The organism is Mariluticola halotolerans (assembly GCF_021611515.1).
Lineage (GTDB): Bacteria > Pseudomonadota > Alphaproteobacteria > Rhizobiales > Devosiaceae > Mariluticola > Mariluticola halotolerans.
On the sequence record NZ_CP090960.1, the window covers coordinates 1,932,523 to 1,955,459 of the forward strand.

Consider the following 22,937-nt stretch of genomic DNA (forward strand, 5'->3'; position numbering starts at 1 on the left):
TCAGGTCAGCCAAAGACGCTCGCGCCGCGATCGGCCGGGCCGACCAGAGACCGGAAGCCGGCAAACAATTCGCGTCCCATGCCCTCGTGCTCGGGCCGCAAGTCCTCTGTTGCGGGGGTCCGTGAGAGGAATTCACGCTCATTGCCGACAAAGTCGATGGTCCCCGCTTCGGCGTCGAGCCGGATGATGTCGCCATCACGGATCTTGGAGATCGGGCCCCCATCCATCGCCTCGGGGGTCATGTGAATGGCCGCAGGCACCTTGCCCGAAGCCCCGGACATCCGCCCATCGGTGATCAGCGCAACCTTGAGCCCGCGATCCTGCAGGATACCGAGCGCCGGGGTCAGTTTATGCAATTCGGGCATGCCGATAGCCTTGGGGCCTGAAAAGCGGACCACAGCGATCACATCTCCGGTCAATTCGCCTGCCTTGAAGGCTTCCTGCAAACCGGCCTGCGAATGGAACACGCGTGCCGGCGCCTCAACCAGACGGTGTTCTGGCTTGACCGCCGAAATCTTGATCACCGATTTGCCAAGATTGCCTTTGAGCAATTTCAGCCCGCCGCTCTTGGCAAAAGGTGCCGAGACAGGTGCCAGCACTTTGGGCAATCCTGATTCTGCGGGCGCCGGTTCAAAGCTCAGTTTCTCGTCAATATATTTGGCTTCGACCGCATAGGATTCCAGCCCCTTGCCATAGACGGTTTTGACGTCGTTATGCAGGAAGCCGCCGGAGAGCAGTTCGCGGATCAGAAAACCCATGCCGCCAGCGGCGTGGAAATGGTTCACATCGGCAATACCGTTGGGGTAGACGCGCGCCAGAAGCGGCACCGCATCGGACAGATCGGACATGTCATCCCAGGTCACCTGCAACCCGGCTGCATTGGCAATGGCGATCAGATGCAGGGTGTGATTGGTGGAACCACCGGTTGCGTGCAGGCCGACAAGGCCGTTCACAATCGCCTTTTCATCGATGATATGGCCCACAGGGGTATAATCATTCCCCTCAGCGCTCAACGCGAGAACGCGCTTGGCTGCCTCCCGCGTCAGCGCATCGCGCAACGGGGTGCCGGGATTGACGAAGCTGGCACCGGGCAGATGCAGCCCCATGATTTCCATCAGCATCTGATTGGAATTGGCTGTGCCATAAAAAGTGCAGGTGCCGGGCGAATGATAGGATTTGCTCTCTGCCTCTAGCAGTTCCGGACGCCCAACCTTGCCTTCCATGAACAACTGGCGCACACGGGCCTTTTCATCATTAGGCAGGCCCGAGGGCATGGGCCCGGCGGGAATGAAAACGCCGGGAAGATGACCAAAGGTCAAGGCACCGATCAACAGGCCCGGCACGATCTTGTCGCAAATGCCGAGATAAACGGCAGCATCAAACATGTTGTGGCTAAGGGCAATGGCAGTGGCCATGGCGATCACGTCGCGCGAGAACAGCGACAGGTCCATGCCTGGCTGCCCCTGGGTCACGCCATCGCACATGGCGGGCACGCCGCCGGCGACTTGTGCCGTGGAACCGATTTCGCGCACCGCAGCCTTGATCAGATCAGGGTAGGTTGCATAGGGCTGGTGAGCAGACAGCATATCATTATAGGAGGTGACAATGCCCAGATTGAGCGCCTTGTTGCCGGCAAGCTGCGCCTTGTCAGCGGGTGCACAAGCAGCAAAGCCATGGGCGAGATTGCCGCAACTCAACGTGCCGCGATGCACGCCCTGGGATTTTTGATGGTCAATACGGTCGAGATAGGCTCGGCGCGTCAACTCGCTGCGGGCCGCAATCCGGTCGGTCACCGCCTGAATGGTCTTGTGAACAGACATCTCTTTTTCCTTCTGGCCCCTCAGGGATCAGGGGCACCAGTAAATGTTAACGGGCTTTTCGGTCTGGCGCAGAACGGCGCGTACCGGCATCTCGCTGACGGGACCTGCGCTGAGGGCTGCATCGAGGGTTTGGGCTTTTGCTGCACCTTCAATGTGAAGGTAAAGACTGCGTGTGGCTAAAAGATGCGGCAAAGTCAGTGTGACGCGCGGTTCGCCTGCACCCGGCGCCTGAATGGCAAGAGCAGGCCCTTTTTCACGCAACACCTGATCGAGGGCATCACCTTCAGGGAAAAACGAGGCCGTATGGCCATCACCCCCCATGCCGAGAATGACCGCATCAAAGGGATGCGGCACTTGCTGTTGCATGGCGCAGGTTTCGGCAATCGTTTCAGATGAAGGTGTCTCGCCGCCTGCATAAAGGGGCACAAATGTCGCGACAGCTGCGGGACCCTGCAACAGGTTGGTTTTAACCAGCCGTGCATTGGATCTGTCGGAGCTGTCATCGACCCAGCGTTCGTCAACAAGGGTGATGACGACCTTTGACCAATCTATATCGGTGCGCTGTGCGAGCTGGCGAAAGAACAAGGCTGGCGTGGACCCACCTGAAACCGCAATCGAGGCTGTATCACGCGAGCCGAGGCCCGCCTTGATATCCGCCGCTACAGCATCGGACAGCGCATTGGCGAGAGCCGTGTTGTCGCTTTGATCGTGACGATTAATCATCAAAAGTCGCTTTCTTCATGCCAGGTCCGGCCATCACGTTCGATCAGCGCCACTGAACCGGTGGGGCCCCATGTGCCCGCCGTATAGGGTTGCGGCGGCTCGGAAGCAGCGTCCCAGGCCTCACGGATCGGGTCGACCCATCTCCAGGCGGCTTCCAGTTCGTCCCGGCGCATGAACAGGGTCTGATTGCCGCGAATAACATCGAGCAACAGGCGCTCATAGGCTTCCGGGGTGCGGTCAGCAAATGTCTCGGCAAAGGAGAGATTGAGGTGCACTTCGCGCAGGCGCATGCCGCCGGGCCCCGGATCCTTGATCATCATGAACAGTTTGACGCCTTCATCAGGCTGCAAGCGGATCACCAGTTTGTTGGCCTTGGGCGCGCCTTCCGCCCGATCAAAGATCGAATGGGGGATTTCGCGGAACTGGATGACGATTTCTGATACCCGGGTGGCCAGCCGCTTGCCGGTACGAATGTAGAACGGCACACCGGCCCAACGCCAGTTTTCGATTTCGGCCTTGAGGGCGACGAAAGTCTCGGTACGTGAGCCCTTTTTGTCATCCGGCAACTCATCCTGATAGCCCGCGACCGATGTAGTTTCTGAACTCACGCCGCGATACTGCCCGCGCACTGTGGCCCGGCCAACGCTTTCGCCGGTGATCGGTTTGAGGGAACGCAATACCTTGAGTTTTTCGTCGCGCAGGGCATTGGCGTCATCGGATGCCGGCGGCTCCATCGCCACGAGGCAAAGCAATTGCAGGATATGGTTTTGCACCATGTCGCGCAGCGCGCCGCTTTCGTCATAATAGCCGCGGGTGCCGGCACCGACCGATTCAGCGACAGAAATCTGCACATGGTCGATATGCGCCGAGTTCCAGATCGGCTCAAACATCTTGTTGGCGAAACGCAAGGCCAGCAGGTTCTGCACGGTTTCTTTGCCGAGGTAGTGGTCGATCCGGTAGACCTGATCTTCGGAAAAAACCTTGGCGATCGCGTCGTTGATTTCCATCGAGGATTCAAGATCGTGACCAAGCGGTTTTTCGACAACCACGCGGGCGCTTTCGCGCCAGTATTTGCGGCGGGCAAGATAGGTGCAGATCGGCTCGAATATGTTGGGGGCGACGGCGAGGTAGAAGGCGCGCACGATATTTTCATCCTCGCGCAACGAGTCGCGCAACTCGGCCCAGCCTTCCTTGTCGGTCACATCATTGGTGACATAGGAAAAGCAGGAAATGAACCGGTCGATGGTTTCCTTGTCCTGAAACGACTTTTCGACAAATTCACCAACAGCCTGCCGGGCGACATCCTTGAATTTCTTGTCATCCCAGGCAGTGCGCGACACACCGATGATCCGTGACTGTTCGTCGAACTGCCCGTCCTTGAAGCGATAATAGAGCGCCGGGATCAGCTTGCGTCGCGTGAGATCACCGGTGGCGCCGAACACTACATAATCAAAGGCCGGGACCGGAATAATACGGGAGCTGGACATGTTGTTGATCTCCTTCGTGCGCCGTCTCAGGCGTCACCAAATAATTGCCGCGCAAGAATAAGTGCACCGTGCAGAGGTTCGGATTTGGCCTCAACAATCAGCGATGCGTCATATCGTTTGCGTAGAAGAGGGAGCAGCCGCGTGCCGAGCCCGCCGACAAAGGCGAGCGCCCGCGCGCCGCGCGCGGTAAACCAGTGCACATAATCGTCGATCGCGCTCAGTTCGAATTCCATCAGTTCGAGCGCGAACGGGTCACCTTGCTCATAATACTCAAAAAACAGCGGTACAAACTCACCATAGTCGGCAGGACGCGCCGGCACATTATGGCTGGGGCTCTCGCCGGGCTTAAGACTTTGCTCAACCGCCTTGCGGGCTGCCGGGTTATTGAACGACCAGGCCATAAGATTGTTGGGATCGTTATCGAAGCGGGCCATGACCGCCTTGGTCAGCGGCGTCGCCGGGATCAGCCCCTCGTGCGCCAGGAGGCTTTTGCGGATCAGTTCGCGGCCGAGAATGGCGCCGGCCATGGCATCGCCGATGTGAAAACCCCAGCCGCCGATCTGGAAGCGCTCGCCGTCAATCAAGGCGAGACCGGCCGACCCGGTGCCAACGATCAGCACCGCGCCGTCCTCACCTGCGTGTGCCCCGGCGCGGGCGATATCGATATCGTCATAAACGTGCAGATTGGCGAACGGAAAAGCGCGTTTTTCAAAACTCTCCCGCGAGGCGGCCAAGCGCGCGCCTGCCATGCCAAAGCAGGCATGCGTGTTTTTGGCCTCGGCAATATCGATACCGGCGTCAGCATAGACCTGATCAATAAGCTGGTTCACGGCCTCGTAGGCGGCGTTACCATCGCGCACCTGCAGGTTGGAGGGTTTGCTGGTGACCGCCTCGCCAAGTGTGTTCAAGTCGGCATCAGCCAAACGCATACGGCATTTTGTGCCGCCGCCATCCACACCTAGATAGTACTTTGCCACTGGCCGTATCCACCCATCAGTTTTCATTGCACGTCAGATTTCGGGCGGACCATAGTGCTAAACCATTGGTTGTGAAAGCCCTGCTTTGCTTGATGTTACACCCATTTGGCCCGGTGAAAAGGCTTGCATCCGCATGCACTGATGCTTGCATGCGGATGCATTGCCGCCTTTGGTGCAAAAGAGTTACAATGCGGGATCATGACAGATCATATTCTCATTCTTGGTGGCGCCCGCTCGGGCAAAACGTCTTTTGCGGAACGCCTGGCGATGCGCATGGGGCACAGTCCTGTCTACCTGGCGACTGCCGAAGCGCTGGATGCCGAAATGCAGGCCCGCGTTGCCAGCCACAGGGAGCAACGCGAAGGCCGGTTCACCACAATCGAGGAACCGCTCGATCTACCGGAAGCCATTGAGGCGGCCAGCCAGACCCATGACGTTATTCTCGTCGATTGCCTGACTTTATGGATTTCAAATCTGCTGGGTGCGGAACGCGACGTGACGCAGGCGGTTGATGATCTGGTTGATGCGCTTGAGGCGATCGAAAGCACACGCGTGATAATGGTCTCAAACGAAGTAGGGCTGGGCATCGTGCCGGACAATGCCTTGGCGCGGGCCTTTCGCGATCTGACCGGCTGGAGCCATCAGCGCCTGGCCGGCGTTTGCCACGATGTTTATTTTGTCGCCGCCGGCCTGCCTCTGGTCATGAAGGGCACGGCACCCCTTCTGGACTAAATCAGCTAACGCTGTACCGCCAGCCGGGCCAGTTTGGCGATCAGTACCAGCCAGGGTGACAGATGCAGGAACAGATCAAAAATATCCATCGGCCGGACCAGTTGTCCGTGCACGAGCATGCGTAATTTCTCAAAAAGATGTGGTTCCGGCACAAAAGGGGCCAGGCCGAGCGTGAGCGCCAGCAATATCGCCATCGGCCAGGAGACTGAATCGAGAAATGCCATGTTCGCTCCGATTGTATTTTTAATATGCGTATTATCTAAATTAGATAATTGAAAAATACAAGCCCGCGACAATAACGAATGTGATCATCAGCGCTATGGCATAAAGCGTGATGGACTTGCGGATATCGTTCGGCCCGAGATGACGGCGTCCTGACCCCATGGAGGGCAGGTTAAGCACTTCCCCGCCATAGGTGCGTGGGCCGCCCAGCTCGAAATGCAAGGCGCCGGCCATGGCCGCCTCCGGCCAGCCGGCATTGGGCGACTTGTGCTTGCCTGCATCATGCAAAACCGCTTTCAGCGCCGCTCGCGCCGAGGCACCGGGTGTGATAATGGCGGCAAGACAGAACAGCATGGCGGTGAGGCGCGCCGGCACCCAATTGACCACGTCATCAGTTTTTGCACTGGCCCAGCCAAAATCGGCATAGCGGGCATTAAGATGCCCCACCATGGAATCGGCGGTGTTGATCGCCTTGTAAACGGCGATACCGGGCAGGCCAAAAATCAGCAGCCAGAACAAGGGCGCGATCACCCCGTCGGAAGCATTCTCGGCGAGGGTTTCAATAGCGGCGCGCGCGACTTCAGCTTCATCAAGCGCTTTGGTATCGCGCCCCACAATGTGGCTTACCGCCTCGCGGCCGCGCAGGAGCGACCCCTCAAGCCCATAGGCAACAGCACTGACGGCCTGGGCCAATTGCCTGTGCGCCAGAAACACAGATCCCAGCAGCGCTTCGATGACCCAGCCAAAGGGCAAGCGATGTAGCAGCAGGCTTATGGCGAGGGTGAGCAGCACGGTTATGGCACAGAGGACGGCCAGCATGATGATCCCTGCCCGGCGCCGGGTTTTCGCCGCCGCAGCGTCATCATTCATATGCCTGTCAAACAGGTCAATCAGCGCGCCCATCCATTGTACTGGATGGCCGATATGGCGCTGCAGCAGGGCCGGATAACCAAGGAGCGGCTCGGCGATGAGAGCGACCAGCCCGATCAGCATGTTCATGCGCTCAGCCCGCCGACAGGACCGGCAAGCGCCAGCACTTGATCAAGATCGAGATGGGTCTCGATATGCGCGGCAAGAGCATCAAGGACGGCATCAATACTGCTTTCGTAATTCAGGTCAGCATCCGCCCTGGCCCCCAACCGTTCCAGAAAGGTTTTGCGAAACCCGTCGGCGGCGAACAGCCCATGCAGGTAAGTGCCCATGATGTGCCCATTTTCAGAAAGCGCCCCTTCAGGTTTGCCGCCAACATGGGAGAACGGGCGCAAGGCGTCTGCACCGGTGCTGACGCCCATATGCATGTGATAGCCGCTTAGAGCGGCGCCGGAACGGGTTTCCGTCGCGTGCTCGATCCGCAATTGTTTTTGCGGCGCCAGTATGGTTGCGATATCGAGCAGACCGAGGCCTGCAGTGATTCCCGGTGCGCCTTCGACACCATCTGGATCGGCTATTGTGCGGCCCAGCATCTGATAACCGCCGCAAATTCCGAGTACGGCCCCACCGGCGCGGACATGGGCGAGAATATCAATATCCCAGCCTTCGTGACGGACCTGTTCCATATCGGCGCGGGTGGATTTTGAGCCCGGCAGGATGATCAGGTTGGCATTGCGCGGCAATGGGTTGCCGGGTTGGATAAGCTCCACACGCACACCCGGCTCTGCGCGCAGCGGATCCAGATCATCAAAATTGGCAATACGGGCCAGCCGGGGCACCGCAATGAGAAAGTCACCCTCGCCACTGCGTAGATTATCGTCGAGCGCCAGCACATCTTCAGCCGGCAATTTGGCCGCATCGGCGAAAAATGGTAATGGTCCGAGGCAGACGCGTCCGGTCTTTTCCGCAATGAACTGCCGCCCGGTTTCAAACAAGGCGGGATCCCCCTGGAATTTATTGATCAGGGAAGCGACCACTAGGTCGGCATCGTCGGGATCGATCACCGCCAAGGTGCCGATGATTGCGGCGATGACGCCGCCGCGCTGGATATCACCGCAAAGGACTACCGGCACATTCGCAGCACGGGCAAAGCCGAAATTGGCCAGATCATTGTGGCGCAGATTAACTTCGGAGGCGCTGCCTGCCCCCTCGACGATAATCAGGTCGGCCGTGTCGGCCAGTTCGTTGAACGCTGCGAGCACATCGGGCATAAAACGGGCGCGGGTGGCGAAATAATCGCGGGCGCTCATTGAGGCAACCCGCTGACCGCGGACGATGACCTGCGCGCCGGTCTCCTGCTCGGGTTTCAGCAGGACCGGGTTCATCGCCGTCACTGGCGCCCGCCCGGCAGCACGCGCCTGCAGCGCCTGGGCCCGACCGATCTCGCCGCCATCGGCGGTAACGGCAGCATTATTGGACATGTTCTGTGGCTTGAATGGTGCGACCTTGATGCCACGATTGGCGAAGGCGCGGCAAAGACCCGCCACCACCATCGATTTACCGACATCGGACCCGGTGCCCATGATCATGAGGGCGCGGGTGCTCATGTCTGACTTCCCACATCAATAACATGGGCATAGGAACCGCAGACACGCCCCACCACCTGCCCCATGGGCCGTAACCGGGTGCCCATGGCATCACTGGCAGAGAATAGCTGGGCGCCAGTGGCGTCGGTTTCGCTCGAATAATGAAATTCATGGCCGGTGAGAGCGGCGGCGAAAGGCAATGGCCCCTGATGGCGGAGATAACGATAGCCCAACATACGGCGTGGTTGATCAATGGTGCTCGATTGCGGCAGAAGACCCGTCATTTTGAATGCCTTGCCTTCGGCATTGGTGAGGAATTTGCCAAGCACCATATAGCCACCACATTCCCCGTAGATCAGCGCACCGCGATCGCGGGCGGCGACCATACCGTGATGAAAGCGCTTGGCAGCCGCCAATTTGGCGGCATGCAATTCGGGATAGCCGCCGGGGAGGAAGATGGCGTCGGCATCGGGTTTCGGCGCTTCATCGGCCAAAGGCGAAAAGAACGAAATTTCCGCCCCGGCATTGCTCCAGTCGCGGAGCCAATGCTCATAAAGAAATGCAAAAGCAGCATCGTGGGCAATGGCGATGCGCTGGCCGAGCGGTGGCAGCCGCATGGCATTACCCGTGGGCGGCAATGGCCGGGCAAGCGCGGCCAATTGTTCGATATCCAGCCCCGCCGACACGGTTTTTGCCGCTTCGGCAATCATTGCCTCAGCGTTGTCGATTTCGCCGGGCAGGACAAGACCCAGATGACGCCCGGGCACATTCAAGGCCTCGTTGCGGCGAATGGCACCCGCACACGCAATACCGACTTCTTCCAGCGCCATGCGCAACATGGTTTCATGCCGGTCGCTGGCGACCCGGTTTAAAAGCACACCTGCGACGTTTACATCGCCCCGGAACCGGACAAAGCCGCTGGCGATAGCGGCGACGGACTGCGCCATATGGCTGCAGTCGATGACCAGCAAAACCGGCAGGTCGAGCGCTGCCGCAAGATCGCCCGTTGACCCTTTGCCACCCAGCGCTCCATCGAACAGCCCCATCACCCCCTCGATGATGACCAGATCTGCATCCTCAGCCTGTTTGCCAACCAGTGCCTGCAAGCGCTTCTGGCTCATCGCCCAGGGATCGAGATTGATCGACGGCTTGCGGGCTGCACGACCGAGATAGGCTGGATCAATATAGTCCGGCCCCGTTTTGGCCGGGGCAACTACAACGCCCATATCGGCCAAAGCGCGGCAAAGCCCAAGCGTGACCAAGGTCTTGCCAGACCCTGAATGCGGGGCGGCAATAATCATCCCTGTGGCAGAACTATCCAATCCGGTTCTCTCTCAACGCGTCCTGATACCAATCCAGTGTCTGGCGATAATCAACAACCGGCCCCAAAACCACAATGGCCGGCGTGGGTATATCATCCCGTGCTGCCAGGTCCGCCGCCTGTCCCAGCGTTGCCGTGATCACCGATTGCTCGGGCAATGCCGCATTGGAGACAATGGCCAGACGGTCATCCGCCTGCCGACCTGCTGCAAGCAGCTTTTCAGCAATGGAGCCGAGATGTTTAACGGCCATATACATGACAATGACCGGCGTCGCATTGGCAATCGCCGCCCAATCAACCGATTGCGGCACGCCGCCATGCTCGTCATGGCCGGTGAGAAAAATCACCGCATGATTGGCATCACGATGGGTTGCGGGAATACCGGCATAGGCCAGCCCGCCAATCCCGGCAGAAATGCCCGGCACGATACGGAACTTGATCCCGGCCCGGTGCAGCGCGCCCGCCTCTTCGCCGCCGCGACCGAACATGAATGGATCACCGCCCTTGAGGCGCAAGACCCGTTTGCCCTGTTGCGCCAGTTCGATAATGCGCAGGGAAATATCGGTCTGTTTGGGCGAGGGTTTGCCGCCGCGTTTACCGGCATGGATTTTCTCCGCCCGCGGATTGGCCAAAGCGAGCAACTCTGGCGAGACCAGTGCGTCATAAACAATGACATCTGCTTTGCCCAGCGCATGATAGCCCATGAGCGAGATCAGGCCCGGTGCACCGGGTCCAGCCCCAACCAGCCAGACCGTGCCGGGGGCGAATTTCGGGAAATCCAGTGCGTCCAGACGGGCGAAGTGCTGGCGCGCAAACAGGTTTTTCAACCACGTGATCATTGCATCCCCCTGTTCGCCCGGCTCTTTGGCCCGTATAGAACGTTATCATGAATAAGCCCGAACAAGAGACCGGACCAGATGGCAGCGCGCTGCGGCGCGGCTGGACCACGGGCGCGTGCGCCACGGCGGCGGTCAAATCGGCGCTGAGCGCGCTGTTGGGCGGCGATTTCATCGACCCTGTCAGCATTCATCTGCCCGGCGGGCAGGAACCGGCCTTTGCCCTGGCGCGCGAGGCGCGGGGCGCGGACTGGGCCGAGGCCGGCATTATCAAGGATGCGGGCGACGATCCCGATGTCACCCATGGCGCGACGATTATCGCCCGGGTGACGCGCGGCGCTTTGGGCGCTGGCATCAGTTTTCTTGCGGGGTCCGGCGTCGGCACGGTGACCAAGCCCGGCCTGCCGCTGGCCGTGGGCGAACCGGCGATCAATCCGGTGCCACGCAAAATGATGAGCGAAGCGGTCACCGCCCTTTGCACGCAATTTCAGGTGCCCCCGGATATCGCGATTGCGATCTCGGTGCCCGATGGCGCAAAGATCGCCGAAAAAACCTGGAACCCGCGCCTCGGCATTCTGGGGGGCATATCCATTCTTGGCACCACCGGCATTGTCATTCCCTATTCCTGCGCGGCCTGGATTCATTCGATCCATCGCGGGGTCGATGTGGCGCGGGCCATGGGGCTGGACCATGTGGTCGGCGCGACCGGTGACGCCTCGGAACGGGCCGCCCGTGCCCGGCTTGGCTTGCCGGAAGAAGCCTATCTCGATATGGGCGATTTCGTTGGCGGCATGCTCAAATATGTCCGCCAGCATCCGGTTCGCCGGGTGACCATTGCCGGCGGCTTTGCCAAGCTGAGCAAGCTGGCGCAGGGCGCGCTCGACCTGCATTCGGCGCGCGGAACCGTCGATCTCAATCAATTGGCCGAGATGCTGACTGCCCTTGGGGCGACGCCGGATCTGGTATCCGCCGCCCGCACCGCCAATACGGCCAACGAGGTGCTGCAATTGAGCCAGAAGGCCGGCCTGCCGCTGGCGGAGGCCGTCGCAAAAGCCGCCCAACTGGCAGCCCAAAAAATCCTGCGCGACGAGACTATCAGCGTCGGCATATTGATTACCGACCGTGCCGGGCAGATCGTGGCGGAGGCTGGCTGAGCCATGAAGGTATTGATTTTCGGCGGCACCGGCGAAGCGCGCGATCTGGCAAACCGCCTGGTCTTTCTTGGCCATGAGGTTACCACATCGCTGGCCGGGCGCACGCTGGAACCGCTGCTGCCGCAAGGAGAATTGCGGGTCGGCGGCTTTGGCGGCGTCGACGCGCTCAAGGTATTTTTTGCGACAAACGGTTTCGATTGGGTGGTCGACGCCACCCATCCCTTTGCCGAAAACATGTCGGCCCAATTGGTTGATGCTGCCGAATTGGCCGGTGTGCCCTTGCTGCGTCTGCTGCGTCCGGCATGGGAGAAGCCGAGCGGCGCTGCGTGGGTCGATGTGGCCGATATCGCTTCGGCGTTTGCCCTGATCCCCGAGGGCGCTGTGGTTTTGATCACCAGCGGTCATGACGGGCTCGACCATTGTGCGGCGCAGAAGACCAGCCGGTTTGTGGTGCGCCTGATTGAAACCCCCAAGGCCGCGCTGCCGGGTAATTGCACGCTGCTGATCGCTCGCCCGCCCTATACGTTTGACGGCGAGATGGCGCTGATGCGCGCGCAGGGCATTACCCATATGATCGCCAAAAATGCCGGCGGCATGCAGACCCGTGCCAAGATCGACGCGGCGGCAGCGCTTGATGTCGTCACGCTCATGATCGGACGCCAGCCGCTGCCGGCAGCCCGCGAAGTTTCCAGTGTCGATCAGGCGCTGGCCGTGCTTCAAGAGGCGCGCTCCTGAGGCTTTTTCTTCTTGCCCTTGTTGCGCAGCACATGGGCAAATTCGGCATCATAGAGACGGCTGTCGCGGAATTTCTTGGCCCCGAAGACATGGCCGACAAAGATCAGCGCCGTGCGGGTGATCTTTTCTTCGCGCACCCTTTGGCGCATTTCGGCGAGGGTCGTGTGGATGATCTCCTCATCCGGCCAGGTGGCCCGATAAATGATCACCACCGGACAATCGGCCCCGTAATGGGGCGTCAGCGCCTGTTCGACATAGGCCAGGTTGCGAATGGAGAGGTGAATGGCCAGCGTCGCCTTGGACGCCCCCAATAGTTCAAGCCGTTCGCTATCGGGCACGGATGAGGCCTTGCCCGAGGTGCGGGTGATGATCACCGTCTGGGCGATTTCGGGCAGGGTCAGCTCGGTCGCCAGCCGGGCCGCGGCCCCGGCAAAGGCGGGCACGCCGGGCACCACTTCATAAGGGATATCGAGATCATCGAGCCGGCGCATCTGTTCGGCAACCGCGCCATAAAGCGACGGGTCGCCGGAATGGACGCGGGCGACATCCTCGTCCCGCTCATGGGCCGCTGCCATATCGGCGATGATATCGCTGAGATGCATGGGCGCGGTGTCCTTGACCACCGCCCCCTCGGGCGCGGCCGCCACGATTTCGCTGGGCACCAGCGACCCGGCATAAAGACAGACTGGGCAGCGCTCAATCAGTTTCAGGCCGCGCACGGTGATCAGGTCGGCAGCGCCGGGACCGGCGCCGATGAAATAGACGGTCATTGGGCGGCCTCGGCTTTGCGTTGATAACCTCTTGGGGTGAATGTGATCATATTGCCGTCGCCGCGCGTGAAGGCTTTCGATTGCGACGACCCGATCAGCACAATGGTCAGCATGTCGATTTCTTCGGTATTGAGCGCATCGAGGCGGATTACCCGCACCTCCTCTTCCGGACGGCCGAGGCTTTTCGCGATGATCACCGGGGTTTCGGGCGGGCGGTGGGCCAGGAACACCTGTTTGGCTTTTTCGACCAGATCGACGCGCCGCATGGAGCGCGGGTTATAAAAGGCGGTGACGAAATCACCCAGCGCCGCCGCGTCGAGGCGCTTGAGAATATCGGCACGCGGGGTCAGCAGGTCGCTAAGCGAGATACAGCAGAAATCATGGCCGATCAAAGCGCCAGCGCGGGCCGAGGCCATCTGGAAGGCGGAAATGCCGGGATGGCTTTCAACCATGACCCGCTGTGCCGCCGGGCTGACGGCACGCGTTCCAGTCGCCTGCAATAATTCAAACACCAGCGCCGCCATGGCGTAAATCTGCGCGTCACCGGAACAGATCAGCGCCACCGACTTGCCGTTAGCGGCCAGTTCCAGCGCATGGCGCACGCGCGGTTCCTCGTCGCCAAGGCCGAAACGGTGTTCAACCTGACCGGTTTTCAAATCATCGACCAGATCGAGATAGAGCCCGTACCCGACCCAGTCCGTTGTGCGCTCCAATGCAGCAACAGCCGAAGTCGTGCGCTGCATCGCTTCACCGGGGCCGATGCCGACCAGATGCAATTCGCCGCGCCTGCCGCCAAAATGGGCCGCTTCAATCGGCTCTGGCGCGATACCGATAGCGCAGGTGACCTTCTTTGATTTGTGTTTCGGCACCAGCAAACTGCCTGCCTTGATGGCAGCGGCTTCGGCCACGCCCGGCGTGCCAACTTCGGCCCGCACGATTTCGGAAGGATTGGGCAGACGGTCCGCTTCCTCTGCCAGTTCTTCAGCACTGAACAGGCGCAGCGGCACATTGAAATGGGCGGCCACGGCGTTCAATGCGGTCTCGTCGGATTTGAGATCAATGGTGGCAATGGCGGCGAGGCTTTGCGGGGCCAGACCATTTTCCTGCAACACGGTTTGCAGCAGTTCGATCGCCTCTGCTGCATCGACACCGCGTTCGCAGCCCATGCCGGCAATCAGGGTTTGTGGATGATAGGTCAGGGTATCCCCCGCGCGCTTCTCGCTGACCGTGATGGCAACAGTCCCGTTTTCGACCAGAGGATAACCGGCCTCTTCCAGCCAGGGCGCATGCCCGGTCAAGGCTATGGCCGCGCCATTGAGCAGGGCGGCCATGGCGGATTTTGCGGTCTCGGGATTGGCGAGGACATAGCCGGGCGGCGGCTCGTCGAGCCCGCGCGAAAAGCGGCTGTCCGACGCGGTGGTTGGCGCGGCGGTGCCGCCCAGCTGGATGGCGATGTCATGAGCCATATGGTTGGCGCCGTGATGCCCGCCCAAAAGCGGCACCACATGCTTGCCATCGGCGGAGACGGCGATCACCGGTGGCTCGTTGTGCTTATCCCCAAGATACGGCGCCAGCAGGCGGATCAGGATACCGGCGGCACAGACGCCGATGATTGGCACTCTTTCGCGAAACAGGCGCGGCAGCAATTCCGCTGCCCCCTCGCCCGCTGGCCCGCAGGCATGGACGCGCCCGCCGGTCAGTGTGGCGATGCGGCTGGCGGTCGCAGCGCTGGCAGTAGTGAAAATGATAATGGCCGGCGTCATGCCCATGCCTCCCGGCCTTTGTAACAAAGAATTGTCGAAAAATAGGGCCGCGTGTCGGCGGCGAAATCGCGTAAAGGGGTGATGCGCTGCTGGTCGCTGCTGGCGTGCTCAATCACCATCGCGGCCCCGGCATGACCGGTGTCTTCCAGGAGCGCGCGGATGCGGTCAAAATGCCGCCCGACCTTGATGATCGCCACCGCTTCGGCCCCGGTCAGTTCCGCGCGGAGGATTGCATCTTCCAGCGGGGCCGGCAGCACTTTGAGCACTTCATTGCGCGCGGCGAGCGGGCGGCCAATGGCGGCGGCAGTCGCTGTCAGCGAGGTAATCCCCGGGATCACCCGCACCTCGGCCTGGCCGGCAATGCGGGTCAGTAAATACATGGCCGAACCGTAAAACAGCGGATCGCCTTCGCAGAGATAGGCCACGTCCTGCCCCGCTTCGAGATAAGTCATGATCTCTTGGGCCACGGCATCATAGGCGGCCTGCGCCGGCCCGCGTTCGGTGGCCATGGGGATATCGGCGGGCAGCAAGTGCGCTTTTGGGTTGAGATGGCTTTCGGCAATGCGATAGCTCAGCGACGGTTCCCCCGATTTTTGCGGAAAGGCGATGACGGCAACCGCGCCGAGAATGCGGACCGCTTTCAGGGTCAACAATTCCGGATCGCCCGGCCCGGTGCCAACAAGATAGAGAATGCCGCTCATGCCGTTTCTTCCTTGATCGCCAGCCATTGGGTAACCGCCATGCGTGGTTTGAAGGCGCGGTACTGGCCCACATTGTCGAGCACGGCAATTTCAATCCGGGTCAACTCACCGCCATATTGCGCCTGCCGGTCGAACAGGGCGCGTTCGCCCTCGATTGTCACCGCATTGGCTACCATTCGCCCTCCCGGACGGAGCGCCTGCCAGCAGGCTTCAAACAGCGCCTGATTGGCGACATCGCCGCCGATAAATACCGCGTCGGGTACTGGCTGATCCATCATCCCCTCGAGCGCGTCACCGGCCCGGATCTCGAGATCCGGCACCCCGAGCGCCATCCGGTTGGTGTCGATCATTGCCAGCCGCTCGGGCGCGCGCTCAAAGCAGATGGCTTTGGCACCACGCGCGGCACGCATCCATTCGATTCCGACCGAACCGCATCCCGCCCCCACATCCCAGAGCAGCGCACCGGGATAGGGCCCGAGCTTGGCAAGGGTTGTGGCGCGGACATCGCGCTTGGTCAGCTGGCCATCGGAAACAAAGCTTTCGTCGGGCAGGCCGGGGACCATGGGCAGAAAGGGTGCTGCGGGATCGGCCACGCATTCAATGGCGAGGGTATAGAAATCGCCGATTTCAGGCAGAGGCTCGTTGGCGATCAAATCCGTTCGCTTCTCGGCGTCAGCGCCCAAGTTTTCCAGCACTGTCAGGCGCGACTGCCCATAGCAACGGGCGTTGAGCATGTCCCGCACTTCACGGAGCGTGCCCGCATCACTGGTCAGGGCCAGAATGCGGTTGCCGGGCAGGATATGCGGCTGCAGATGCGCCGGTTTGCGGCCATGCAGGGAAAGTGTGGTCACGTTCTGCAAAGGCCAGTGCAGTTTAGCGGCCGCCAGCTGAAACGCGGAAGCGGCGGGGTGCAGAGTGAATTCATCAGCATCCAGATGCCGACCCAGCGTCACCCCGATGCCGAACCAGTTGGGGTCGCCCGTCGCCAGCACTATTGTCTGGCTACCGCGCGCGGCCAGAACCTGTTCGATCATGGCGCTCAAAGGCGTTTGCCAGGCCATCACATTTTGCGTGCCTGCGCTGTCCGGCAGCAATCTTTGCGGCCCGAGAATCGTTTCCGCACTGTCGAGCAAAGCCCGTTGCGCTGGTGGCAGCGCCTCCAGGCCCTGTTCGGTAACGCCGATAATGTGCAACCAGGCGCTCATGTGCTCAGCCCCGCCGCCAGCGCGTTGACGGCTGCTGCGGCCAGCGCGCTACCGCCGCGCCGGCCTTTAAGCGCCACAAACGGCACCCCTCGTGCGTTGGTGATAAGCGCGTCTTTCGATTCCGCCGCGCCGACAAAACCGACCGGGAAACCGAGGATCAGCGCGGGTTTGGGGAAGCCCTCATCCATACGTTCGAGCAGATGAAACAGCGCCGTCGGCGCATTGCCGACGGCGACGATGCTGCCGGCCATCAACGGTGCCAAAGCCTCAATGCCGGCGGCAGACCTTGTTGTCTGCAGTTTTTCGACGAGATCGGGCACGCCCGCATCCCCCAAGCCGCAGAGCACCTCATTTCCAGCCGCCAGCTTGCGGCGGATAACGCCTTCGGCGACCATGCGCACATCGCAAATAATTGGCGCGCCTTTGGCCAGCGCCGCCTTACCCGCGACCACAGCCCCGGGCGAGATCACCAGATCATCGGCGATATCGATCATGCCGCAGGCATGGATCAGGCGGATGACCAGATCCTGATCTTCGGGCGCAAAACGGCCGAGGCTGGCTTCGCGCCTGATGATGGCGAAGCTTTCCGCATAGATCGCCTCGGGCGCGCGCAGGTAATTCATGCTCAGCGCTTTTTCAGCGTCACCGGCCCCAGCGGGTGGTCGGCATGCGGATAGGGGTGATGGTGGTGATCATCATGGCTATGGCCATGCGCATGATCGTGATCGTGATCGTGATCGTGATCGTGATCGTGATGATCATGGGTGTGCAGGGGCGTAAACGGCAAGCCGTGTTGCTTGCAAAAGGCCTCGTCGCGGCAGCTTGCGTCACAATCACCCTTGCAGGGACAGTCCTCCAGACCACCGCCAATGCCCTCGACATGGTGGTGATGGCTTTCCTGCGCGGCGCCAACCTCGGCTTCAAAACCGAGCACCTGTTCGCGATATTTGCACAACGAACAATTCATCAGGTTCTGGCCGACCAGCATTTCCTGCAGCCGGTCCATGAAGGTTTCGACCACCAATTGATGATCGTTGAGGTAAGGGGCTTTGAGAATTTCAACGCCGGGATATTTCGCCGCCGCGTCATCAACCGCTGCATAAATACGCTTCACCAGCACGCCGGTGAACAGGAAATAGGGGAAGACGATGATGCGCTTATAGCCAAGCTTGACCGCGTGATCGAGGCCGGGAGCCACGAGCGGAAAGGTGACGCCGGAATAGCTGACTTCACCCCAGCCAAAGCCCATGCCTTCCCAGAGCATGCGCATGACCTTGGCGACATTGGAATTGGCGTCGGGATCGGAAGCACCCCGACCGACCACCATCAGCAGTGTGTCGTGGCGTTCGACTTTGCTTTCCGCCGCCGCTTCCGCCTCGGCAATACGGTCACCCGCCGCGCGGATCATTTTGAGATCCACCCCGAGTTCGCGCCCATAGGTGATTTCAAAATCCGCATGTTGGGCGGCATAGGTATTAAGCACCGAGGGGATGTCGTTTTTGGCGTGGCCAGCAGCAAACAGCATGCCGGGCAGCGCCAGCACGTGTCTGACACCCTGGGCGCGTAATTTATCGAGGCCGTAATGGATGACGGGGTCGGCAAATTCGAGATAGCCGTATTCTACCGGCACGCCGCTGAGGCGCGCTTTCAGGTGATCGGCCACATGGGCGAATTCGCCCACGGCCAACTGGTTGCGGCTGCCATGGCCACAAAGCATCACGCCGGTTTCAGGCGGCAAAAGCAGGTCGGATTTCATGTCTACCTCTTGTTTAAAGACAAAGAGGCAGAGTTCCGGGTCAAGGTATCTTTGCAGCTCCGTCTTGGTTCCCTGTTTGGGTCAACCGCACCGGAGATGTTTCTCAGTCCCCTAAATGGAACGCTGCGCTGGCCCTGTTCTAGGCAAGGCAGCTCGCCCGGTCAATGCAACCCCGTCTATCTGACAATGCTTTTAAAAATGATTTGCAAAAACAATGACTTGAAACATGAAGCGGTTCAATCTATTTGCGGGGCATACGGAATCAGCCACACTTCTGGCAGTGGAGATTTATCCGGACATGAACCTGCGCACCTCGTCAGTCACCCGCACCACGTATATTGCGACAGCCAGCCTGTTCGTTGCGGTGCTTGTGCTGGCACTCAAATATCTCGCTTATCATTTCACGGGGTCGCTGGCGCTCTATTCGGATGCGCTGGAGAGCATTGTTAATGTTGTGACGGCGGCAGCGGCTCTGATCGCGGTGCGGCTGGCGCAAAAGCCGGCGGATGCCGCCCTGCCCTATGGGTATCACAAGGCGGAATATTTCTCGGCTGTGGTCGTTGGTGTGATGATTGTTGTGGCCGCGATTTTGATTTTCCGCGATGCATGGTTCGGCTTTTTTGCGCCGCGCACGCTGAACGCCCCGTTGCAGGGTATCGCGATTAACAGCACCGCCACCGTTCTCAATGCTGTCTGGGCCTTTGTGCTTTTGCGCTACGGCCGGCAGGTCAAGTCTCCAGCTCTCGTCGCAGATGGCAAACATCTTTTTACAGACGTCGCTTCCTCTCTGGGGGTTCTGCTCGGGCTGATATTGGTGCTGGCCACAGGATGGGCGCAGCTTGATGCGATCCTTGCCGCATTGGTTGGCCTCAACATTCTCTGGTCTGGCTGGGGTGTGATCAAGGAGAGTGTGGGTGGGTTGATGGATGTGGCAACACCGCCGGAAAGCCTGAAAAAAATCCGCGAGATCATTTCAGAAAATGCCGACGGGGCGATTGAAGCGCATGATATCCGCACGCGGCAGGCAGGACGCATGACCTTTATCGATTTTCACCTTGTGGTGCCGGGCACGATGATGGTTGAGCAATCGCACGAGATTTGCGACCGGATCGAGGAAAAGCTGCGTGAGGCAATGCGCGATACAGAGATCACCATTCATGTTGAGCCGGAAAGCAAGGCCAAGCATTCTGGTGTGGTCGTGCTCTAGGTGCTCACCGGACCGCCAGCCGCCAGATAGCCGCGACTGACCGCTTCCCCAATCAGTTTTTCGACCAGTGCATGCAGTTCGGCCGAGCCATCGGCAATCGTGCGCATGCGGGTGCGCACCTGGTTTTCGGTGACACCGTGCTTTTGCCACATAACGCCGCCGGTGAAGATATTATGCAGAAACGGCTGTAGCCGATCCATTGCCCGTGCGAAGTGGGCGTCGGCACTTTGGTGCGCTTCAAATTCGTCCCATAGCGCACGCAGTTCCGCTCCGTCCGGTTCCGGCAACAGGCCGAAAATCCGGTCGGCCGCCTTCTCTTCGCGTGCTTCCTGGTCCGCTGCTGCGGTGGCGTCATAAAGGAAGGTATCGCCTGCATCGATTTCAACAATATCGTGCACGAGCAGCATACGAATGGCGCGCAGGACATCGACCTCAGGTGCTGCAAAGTCGGCCAGCACCATGGCCATCATCGCGAGATGCCAGCTATGTTCGGCATCGTTTTCCCGACGGGACAGATCAATCAGCGGCGTCTGGCGGATGATTGTTTTCAGCTGGTCAATTTCGACGATAAAGCGCAGTTGCGCGCTTAACCGGGTGCCGCCGGTGTCGGCAATCCTGGCGAATAGCTGTTCTTTTGCGTCCGCGTCGCTCATCCGGTCCGTCTCTCTATTTCAGGGGAATCAGTTCGGATGAGTGTGCTTGATCACATACCCAGAGGCAAGAAAGCCTATTGATAACCGCCTGCCCGAAGCATTGGGCGCGGTGCCGCACTAACGGGCTGGTTGTTGTCCAGAAAATCCACAGCCGCGCGCAAGGCGGCAATATCAGCGCCTGCAGGGCCTGACGACAGAAACAGGGTCATCGTGCGGTTTTTATCCGGATTGAATTTGCCCACCAGGCCGCCGAGGTGTTCGAGGCGCTTTAACGCCACCTCCCCTTGCAGGAAATGATCCGCGCTGTTGCGCACCTGTTGCGGGCTGTCTGACACAAGCAGTTTGGCGCGGTGTACCAAGCCGATGGGCAGTTCGTGCCGCAGCCTCGTGCGCGGCCCAATGCTGGTGACATGGGCATGCGGGGCTACCCAGTCAGCATCGATGACGGGTTCGCTGGAATCGGTGGCAAGGATTACAATGTCGGCGTTATGCACTGCCTCTTCTGGTGAGCCTGAAATCTGAATTGGCGTCTGAGTGCGGGTGCGAAACTGTTTGGCGAGTGCCGTTGCGGCCACCGGCTGCCGCCCGTAAATGCGGATCTGTTCAAACGTGCGCAGGCTGATCGCCGCCGCCAATTGTGCTTCGGCCCGCTTGCCAACGCCAATCAACGCCAGGGATTTGACTTTATGCGGGGCAAGACAATCGAGCGCGATGCCACCAATACATCCGGTGCTTATGGCCCCCAGCCTGTCGCCAACCGCCAGGCCGAACAGGCCACCGGTATTCGTGTCCCAGCCAGCCACAAGTTGTTCTTGCTGCTCGGTATCAGGGCGGTGGAATGTCTCTTCAGCGCTGATACCTGCATAGCCATTACGACCGCTCGCCGAGACGCTGATGCTGCCACGCCCAATATCGGTGACGTGACGGCTTGAACCGGCCGCATCACCATGGGCATCGGCGATCAGATGCGCGCGGACCGCAGCCTCATAATTGCGCTGCGGCACGCGATCAATGTCCTGGTCGGTCAATATGTGCATGGATTGGCCCTTTTGCCTGCAAACCCGCTATCCAGGAATGTTCCAGCGATTGAGCCCGTGCTTGATCGCCTTGTTCCCATTCTGTACAGCGGTAAAACTGCTCGCATTTCCCCATATTCTCAGGCAAAAGCCCCCGATAGATATTCTCATTTTGCACCAGAAGAGTTGCGCGTTACATTCAATGACCATGCACAAATTGATTCTTATTTTCGCTTTTGTTTTAACCTTTCCTGCCGGCGCACTGGCAGCGGACACCTATGCCAATGCCCGCTATGGCGCGACCGCGATTGTGCCGGACGGGTTTGATCCGATGGGACCGGAACAGCCCAATGGTGATGGCATGATTTTCCGCTCGCATAGCGGTGGGGCCTTGCTGACAATCTATGGTGCTGACGTGCCGGGCGGAAATTTTGAGGCCTTCATTAACGCCCAGATCGCCCATGAAGAATCTTACAATGGCTGGTCGATGACCGGGCGCACCATCACACCGGACTGGGCCGAATATACTGGTTCGATCGGCGGGCGGTTTTTGAGCGTGCGCACGCTTGCTTCCTGTGGCGGGCGGCAGGCTGTATCGACCAAGTTCGAATATAACGGCAATATGGGCAGCACCGTTTCCAAGGTCGAAGCTTCGCTGAAAGCGGGACCGGCGACGGGCTGCTAAAGCCGTCGCCCGAAGCCTTTTGCAGCATCGGGTTTTCTTAACCCTGCCTCAGTATTTTCAGGCCTTTGCACCCTGGTTGGCGGGGTGACTGGGGCTGTTGTGGGCGAAGCCTTGCGGAAAACAGCGATGATCACAAACAGACCGAAAGCGGCTGCCCCGCCATACACCATCCATTGGGCCATTTTGACCGACAGGGGTGTTGGCGGCACCGGCGGCAATTCATCAATGCCGACAGACGCCAGAACGATCAATAACTGTCCCTGAGAGAGCGGCAGATACTGGCTGGAGGTGCCGAGATAGCCGACCCATTCCCCCTCACCAAAGGCGCGATGCAGATAACCGAGATCCACATATTTGCCATCGCTGCGCTGAAAGCCTTCCGTATCGGGAAAATCGATAACCCGCTCAATCGCTTCCTTGTGGATACCGAAAGCACCTAGCCTCACCCCCCGCGCCATTGAGGGAGAGAGCATCAGCGCGGAAGTGGAAAGCATAACAAATAACAACAAAATTGTCTTTTTCATCGCAAAAACCCCAAACAAACATACCGCAACCCCCTATACTCATTATGTTAAAAAACAGCTCTGCTTTCTCGCGTGGTTTTTAATTACGGGATTTGTAATATTCGAGAAGCGTATATTCCAACATCAACTGAATTTGGCACTTCGACAGATGTGTAGCGGCCTGACACTTGCAGACATTCGACCCGTGCCGACAC

General features: G+C 59.8%; 23 protein-coding genes. 5 read left to right on the forward strand and 18 right to left on the reverse strand.

What is annotated here, in order from left to right:
• Window positions 1-5 precede the first annotated feature (5 nt).
• Genes edd through L1P08_RS09260 form a run of 4 tightly spaced genes read right to left on the reverse strand, consistent with a single transcriptional unit; the run spans window position 6 to window position 5,007 of the window.
• Window positions 6-1,820 (reverse strand): phosphogluconate dehydratase, encoded by a 1,815-nt coding sequence (gene edd, locus L1P08_RS09245; protein WP_303616738.1) that lies wholly within the window; start codon window positions 1,818-1,820, stop codon window positions 6-8.
• Between the two features lie 27 nt (window positions 1,821-1,847).
• The gene (pgl, locus tag L1P08_RS09250) at window positions 1,848-2,543 is read right to left on the reverse strand and encodes a 6-phosphogluconolactonase (protein WP_303616739.1); all 696 of its coding nucleotides are present in this window, start codon (window positions 2,541-2,543) and stop codon (window positions 1,848-1,850) included.
• The gene (gene zwf / locus L1P08_RS09255) at window positions 2,543-4,030 is read right to left on the reverse strand and encodes a glucose-6-phosphate dehydrogenase (RefSeq protein WP_303616740.1); all 1,488 of its coding nucleotides are present in this window, start codon (window positions 4,028-4,030) and stop codon (window positions 2,543-2,545) included. The genes pgl and zwf overlap by 1 nt, the downstream gene beginning before the upstream one ends.
• Window positions 4,031-4,056: 26 nt before the next feature.
• Entirely contained in the window at window positions 4,057-5,007 is a 951-nt protein-coding gene (locus L1P08_RS09260) for a glucosamine kinase nucleotide-binding domain-containing protein (RefSeq protein ID WP_303616741.1), read from the reverse strand.
• A 198-nt stretch (window positions 5,008-5,205) separates the two neighbouring features.
• Here L1P08_RS09260 and cobU point away from each other — a divergent pair, with 198 nt between their 5' ends.
• Window positions 5,206-5,739: a bifunctional adenosylcobinamide kinase/adenosylcobinamide-phosphate guanylyltransferase gene (cobU, locus tag L1P08_RS09265; RefSeq protein WP_303616742.1), complete on the forward strand. Its 534-nt coding sequence runs from the start codon at window positions 5,206-5,208 to the stop codon at window positions 5,737-5,739.
• Between the two features lie 5 nt (window positions 5,740-5,744).
• On the opposite strand, the gene L1P08_RS09270 is transcribed toward cobU, so the two are convergent.
• The 5 genes from L1P08_RS09270 to cobA are packed head-to-tail and all read right to left on the reverse strand — an operon-like array spanning window position 5,745 to window position 10,577.
• Window positions 5,745-5,963: a hypothetical protein gene (locus tag L1P08_RS09270; RefSeq protein WP_303616743.1), complete on the reverse strand. Its 219-nt coding sequence runs from the start codon at window positions 5,961-5,963 to the stop codon at window positions 5,745-5,747.
• A 40-nt stretch (window positions 5,964-6,003) separates the two neighbouring features.
• Complete coding sequence (cbiB, locus tag L1P08_RS09275; protein ID WP_303616744.1) at window positions 6,004-6,960, reverse strand: adenosylcobinamide-phosphate synthase CbiB; 957 nt, start codon at window positions 6,958-6,960, stop codon at window positions 6,004-6,006.
• Window positions 6,957-8,438, reverse strand: coding sequence for a cobyric acid synthase (locus L1P08_RS09280; RefSeq protein ID WP_303616745.1), 1,482 nt, complete (start codon window positions 8,436-8,438; stop codon window positions 6,957-6,959). Before L1P08_RS09280 ends, cbiB begins: the two co-directional genes overlap by 4 nt.
• On the reverse strand, window positions 8,435-9,718 hold the full coding sequence (locus tag L1P08_RS09285; RefSeq protein ID WP_303619531.1) for a cobyrinic acid a,c-diamide synthase CobB: 1,284 nt from the start codon (window positions 9,716-9,718) through the stop codon (window positions 8,435-8,437). Before L1P08_RS09285 ends, L1P08_RS09280 begins: the two co-directional genes overlap by 4 nt.
• 13 nt (window positions 9,719-9,731) lie before the next feature.
• Window positions 9,732-10,577, reverse strand: coding sequence for a uroporphyrinogen-III C-methyltransferase (cobA, locus tag L1P08_RS09290; RefSeq protein WP_303616746.1), 846 nt, complete (start codon window positions 10,575-10,577; stop codon window positions 9,732-9,734).
• A gap of 47 nt (window positions 10,578-10,624) precedes the next feature.
• Between cobA and L1P08_RS09295 the strand changes: the two genes are divergently transcribed.
• A complete protein-coding gene (locus L1P08_RS09295; RefSeq protein ID WP_303616747.1) occupies window positions 10,625-11,728 on the forward strand; it encodes a cobalt-precorrin-5B (C(1))-methyltransferase in 1,104 nt (367 codons plus the stop codon).
• Between the two features lie 3 nt (window positions 11,729-11,731).
• Complete coding sequence (locus tag L1P08_RS09300) at window positions 11,732-12,463, forward strand: cobalt-precorrin-6A reductase (RefSeq protein WP_303616748.1); 732 nt, start codon at window positions 11,732-11,734, stop codon at window positions 12,461-12,463.
• On the opposite strand, the gene cobM is transcribed toward L1P08_RS09300, so the two are convergent.
• The 6 genes from cobM to L1P08_RS09330 are packed head-to-tail and all read right to left on the reverse strand — an operon-like array spanning window position 12,445 to window position 18,658.
• On the reverse strand, window positions 12,445-13,233 hold the full coding sequence (cobM, locus tag L1P08_RS09305; protein WP_303616749.1) for a precorrin-4 C(11)-methyltransferase: 789 nt from the start codon (window positions 13,231-13,233) through the stop codon (window positions 12,445-12,447). The two genes, L1P08_RS09300 and cobM, sit on opposite strands and share 19 nt — an antisense overlap.
• Complete coding sequence (gene cobJ, locus L1P08_RS09310) at window positions 13,230-14,996, reverse strand: precorrin-3B C(17)-methyltransferase (RefSeq protein ID WP_303616750.1); 1,767 nt, start codon at window positions 14,994-14,996, stop codon at window positions 13,230-13,232. The genes cobM and cobJ overlap by 4 nt, the downstream gene beginning before the upstream one ends.
• A complete protein-coding gene (cobI, locus tag L1P08_RS09315) occupies window positions 14,993-15,697 on the reverse strand; it encodes a precorrin-2 C(20)-methyltransferase (protein ID WP_303616751.1) in 705 nt (234 codons plus the stop codon). The genes cobJ and cobI overlap by 4 nt, the downstream gene beginning before the upstream one ends.
• Entirely contained in the window at window positions 15,694-16,902 is a 1,209-nt protein-coding gene (cbiE, locus tag L1P08_RS09320; protein ID WP_303616752.1) for a precorrin-6y C5,15-methyltransferase (decarboxylating) subunit CbiE, read from the reverse strand. The genes cobI and cbiE overlap by 4 nt, the downstream gene beginning before the upstream one ends.
• Entirely contained in the window at window positions 16,899-17,525 is a 627-nt protein-coding gene (locus L1P08_RS09325; protein WP_303616753.1) for a precorrin-8X methylmutase, read from the reverse strand. The genes cbiE and L1P08_RS09325 overlap by 4 nt, the downstream gene beginning before the upstream one ends.
• 2 nt (window positions 17,526-17,527) lie before the next feature.
• The gene (locus tag L1P08_RS09330; protein WP_303616754.1) at window positions 17,528-18,658 is read right to left on the reverse strand and encodes a sirohydrochlorin chelatase; all 1,131 of its coding nucleotides are present in this window, start codon (window positions 18,656-18,658) and stop codon (window positions 17,528-17,530) included.
• Between the two features lie 298 nt (window positions 18,659-18,956).
• Between L1P08_RS09330 and L1P08_RS09335 the strand changes: the two genes are divergently transcribed.
• The gene (locus tag L1P08_RS09335; protein ID WP_303619532.1) at window positions 18,957-19,865 is read left to right on the forward strand and encodes a cation diffusion facilitator family transporter; all 909 of its coding nucleotides are present in this window, start codon (window positions 18,957-18,959) and stop codon (window positions 19,863-19,865) included.
• Here the strand turns inward: L1P08_RS09335 and L1P08_RS09340 are convergent.
• Window positions 19,862-20,518 carry an HD domain-containing protein gene (locus L1P08_RS09340; protein ID WP_303616755.1) on the reverse strand — a complete coding sequence of 219 codons (657 nt, stop codon included), beginning with the start codon at window positions 20,516-20,518 and terminating at the stop codon, window positions 19,862-19,864. The genes L1P08_RS09335 and L1P08_RS09340 overlap by 4 nt on opposite strands.
• Window positions 20,519-20,592: 74 nt before the next feature.
• A complete protein-coding gene (locus tag L1P08_RS09345; protein WP_303616756.1) occupies window positions 20,593-21,555 on the reverse strand; it encodes an NAD(P)-binding domain-containing protein in 963 nt (320 codons plus the stop codon).
• Window positions 21,556-21,736: 181 nt separating this feature from the next.
• Here L1P08_RS09345 and L1P08_RS09350 point away from each other — a divergent pair, with 181 nt between their 5' ends.
• The gene (locus L1P08_RS09350; RefSeq protein ID WP_303616757.1) at window positions 21,737-22,219 is read left to right on the forward strand and encodes a hypothetical protein; all 483 of its coding nucleotides are present in this window, start codon (window positions 21,737-21,739) and stop codon (window positions 22,217-22,219) included.
• Here the strand turns inward: L1P08_RS09350 and L1P08_RS09355 are convergent.
• Window positions 22,216-22,743 carry a hypothetical protein gene (locus tag L1P08_RS09355; RefSeq protein WP_303616758.1) on the reverse strand — a complete coding sequence of 176 codons (528 nt, stop codon included), beginning with the start codon at window positions 22,741-22,743 and terminating at the stop codon, window positions 22,216-22,218. The genes L1P08_RS09350 and L1P08_RS09355 overlap by 4 nt on opposite strands.
• Window positions 22,744-22,937: the final 194 nt, after the last annotated feature.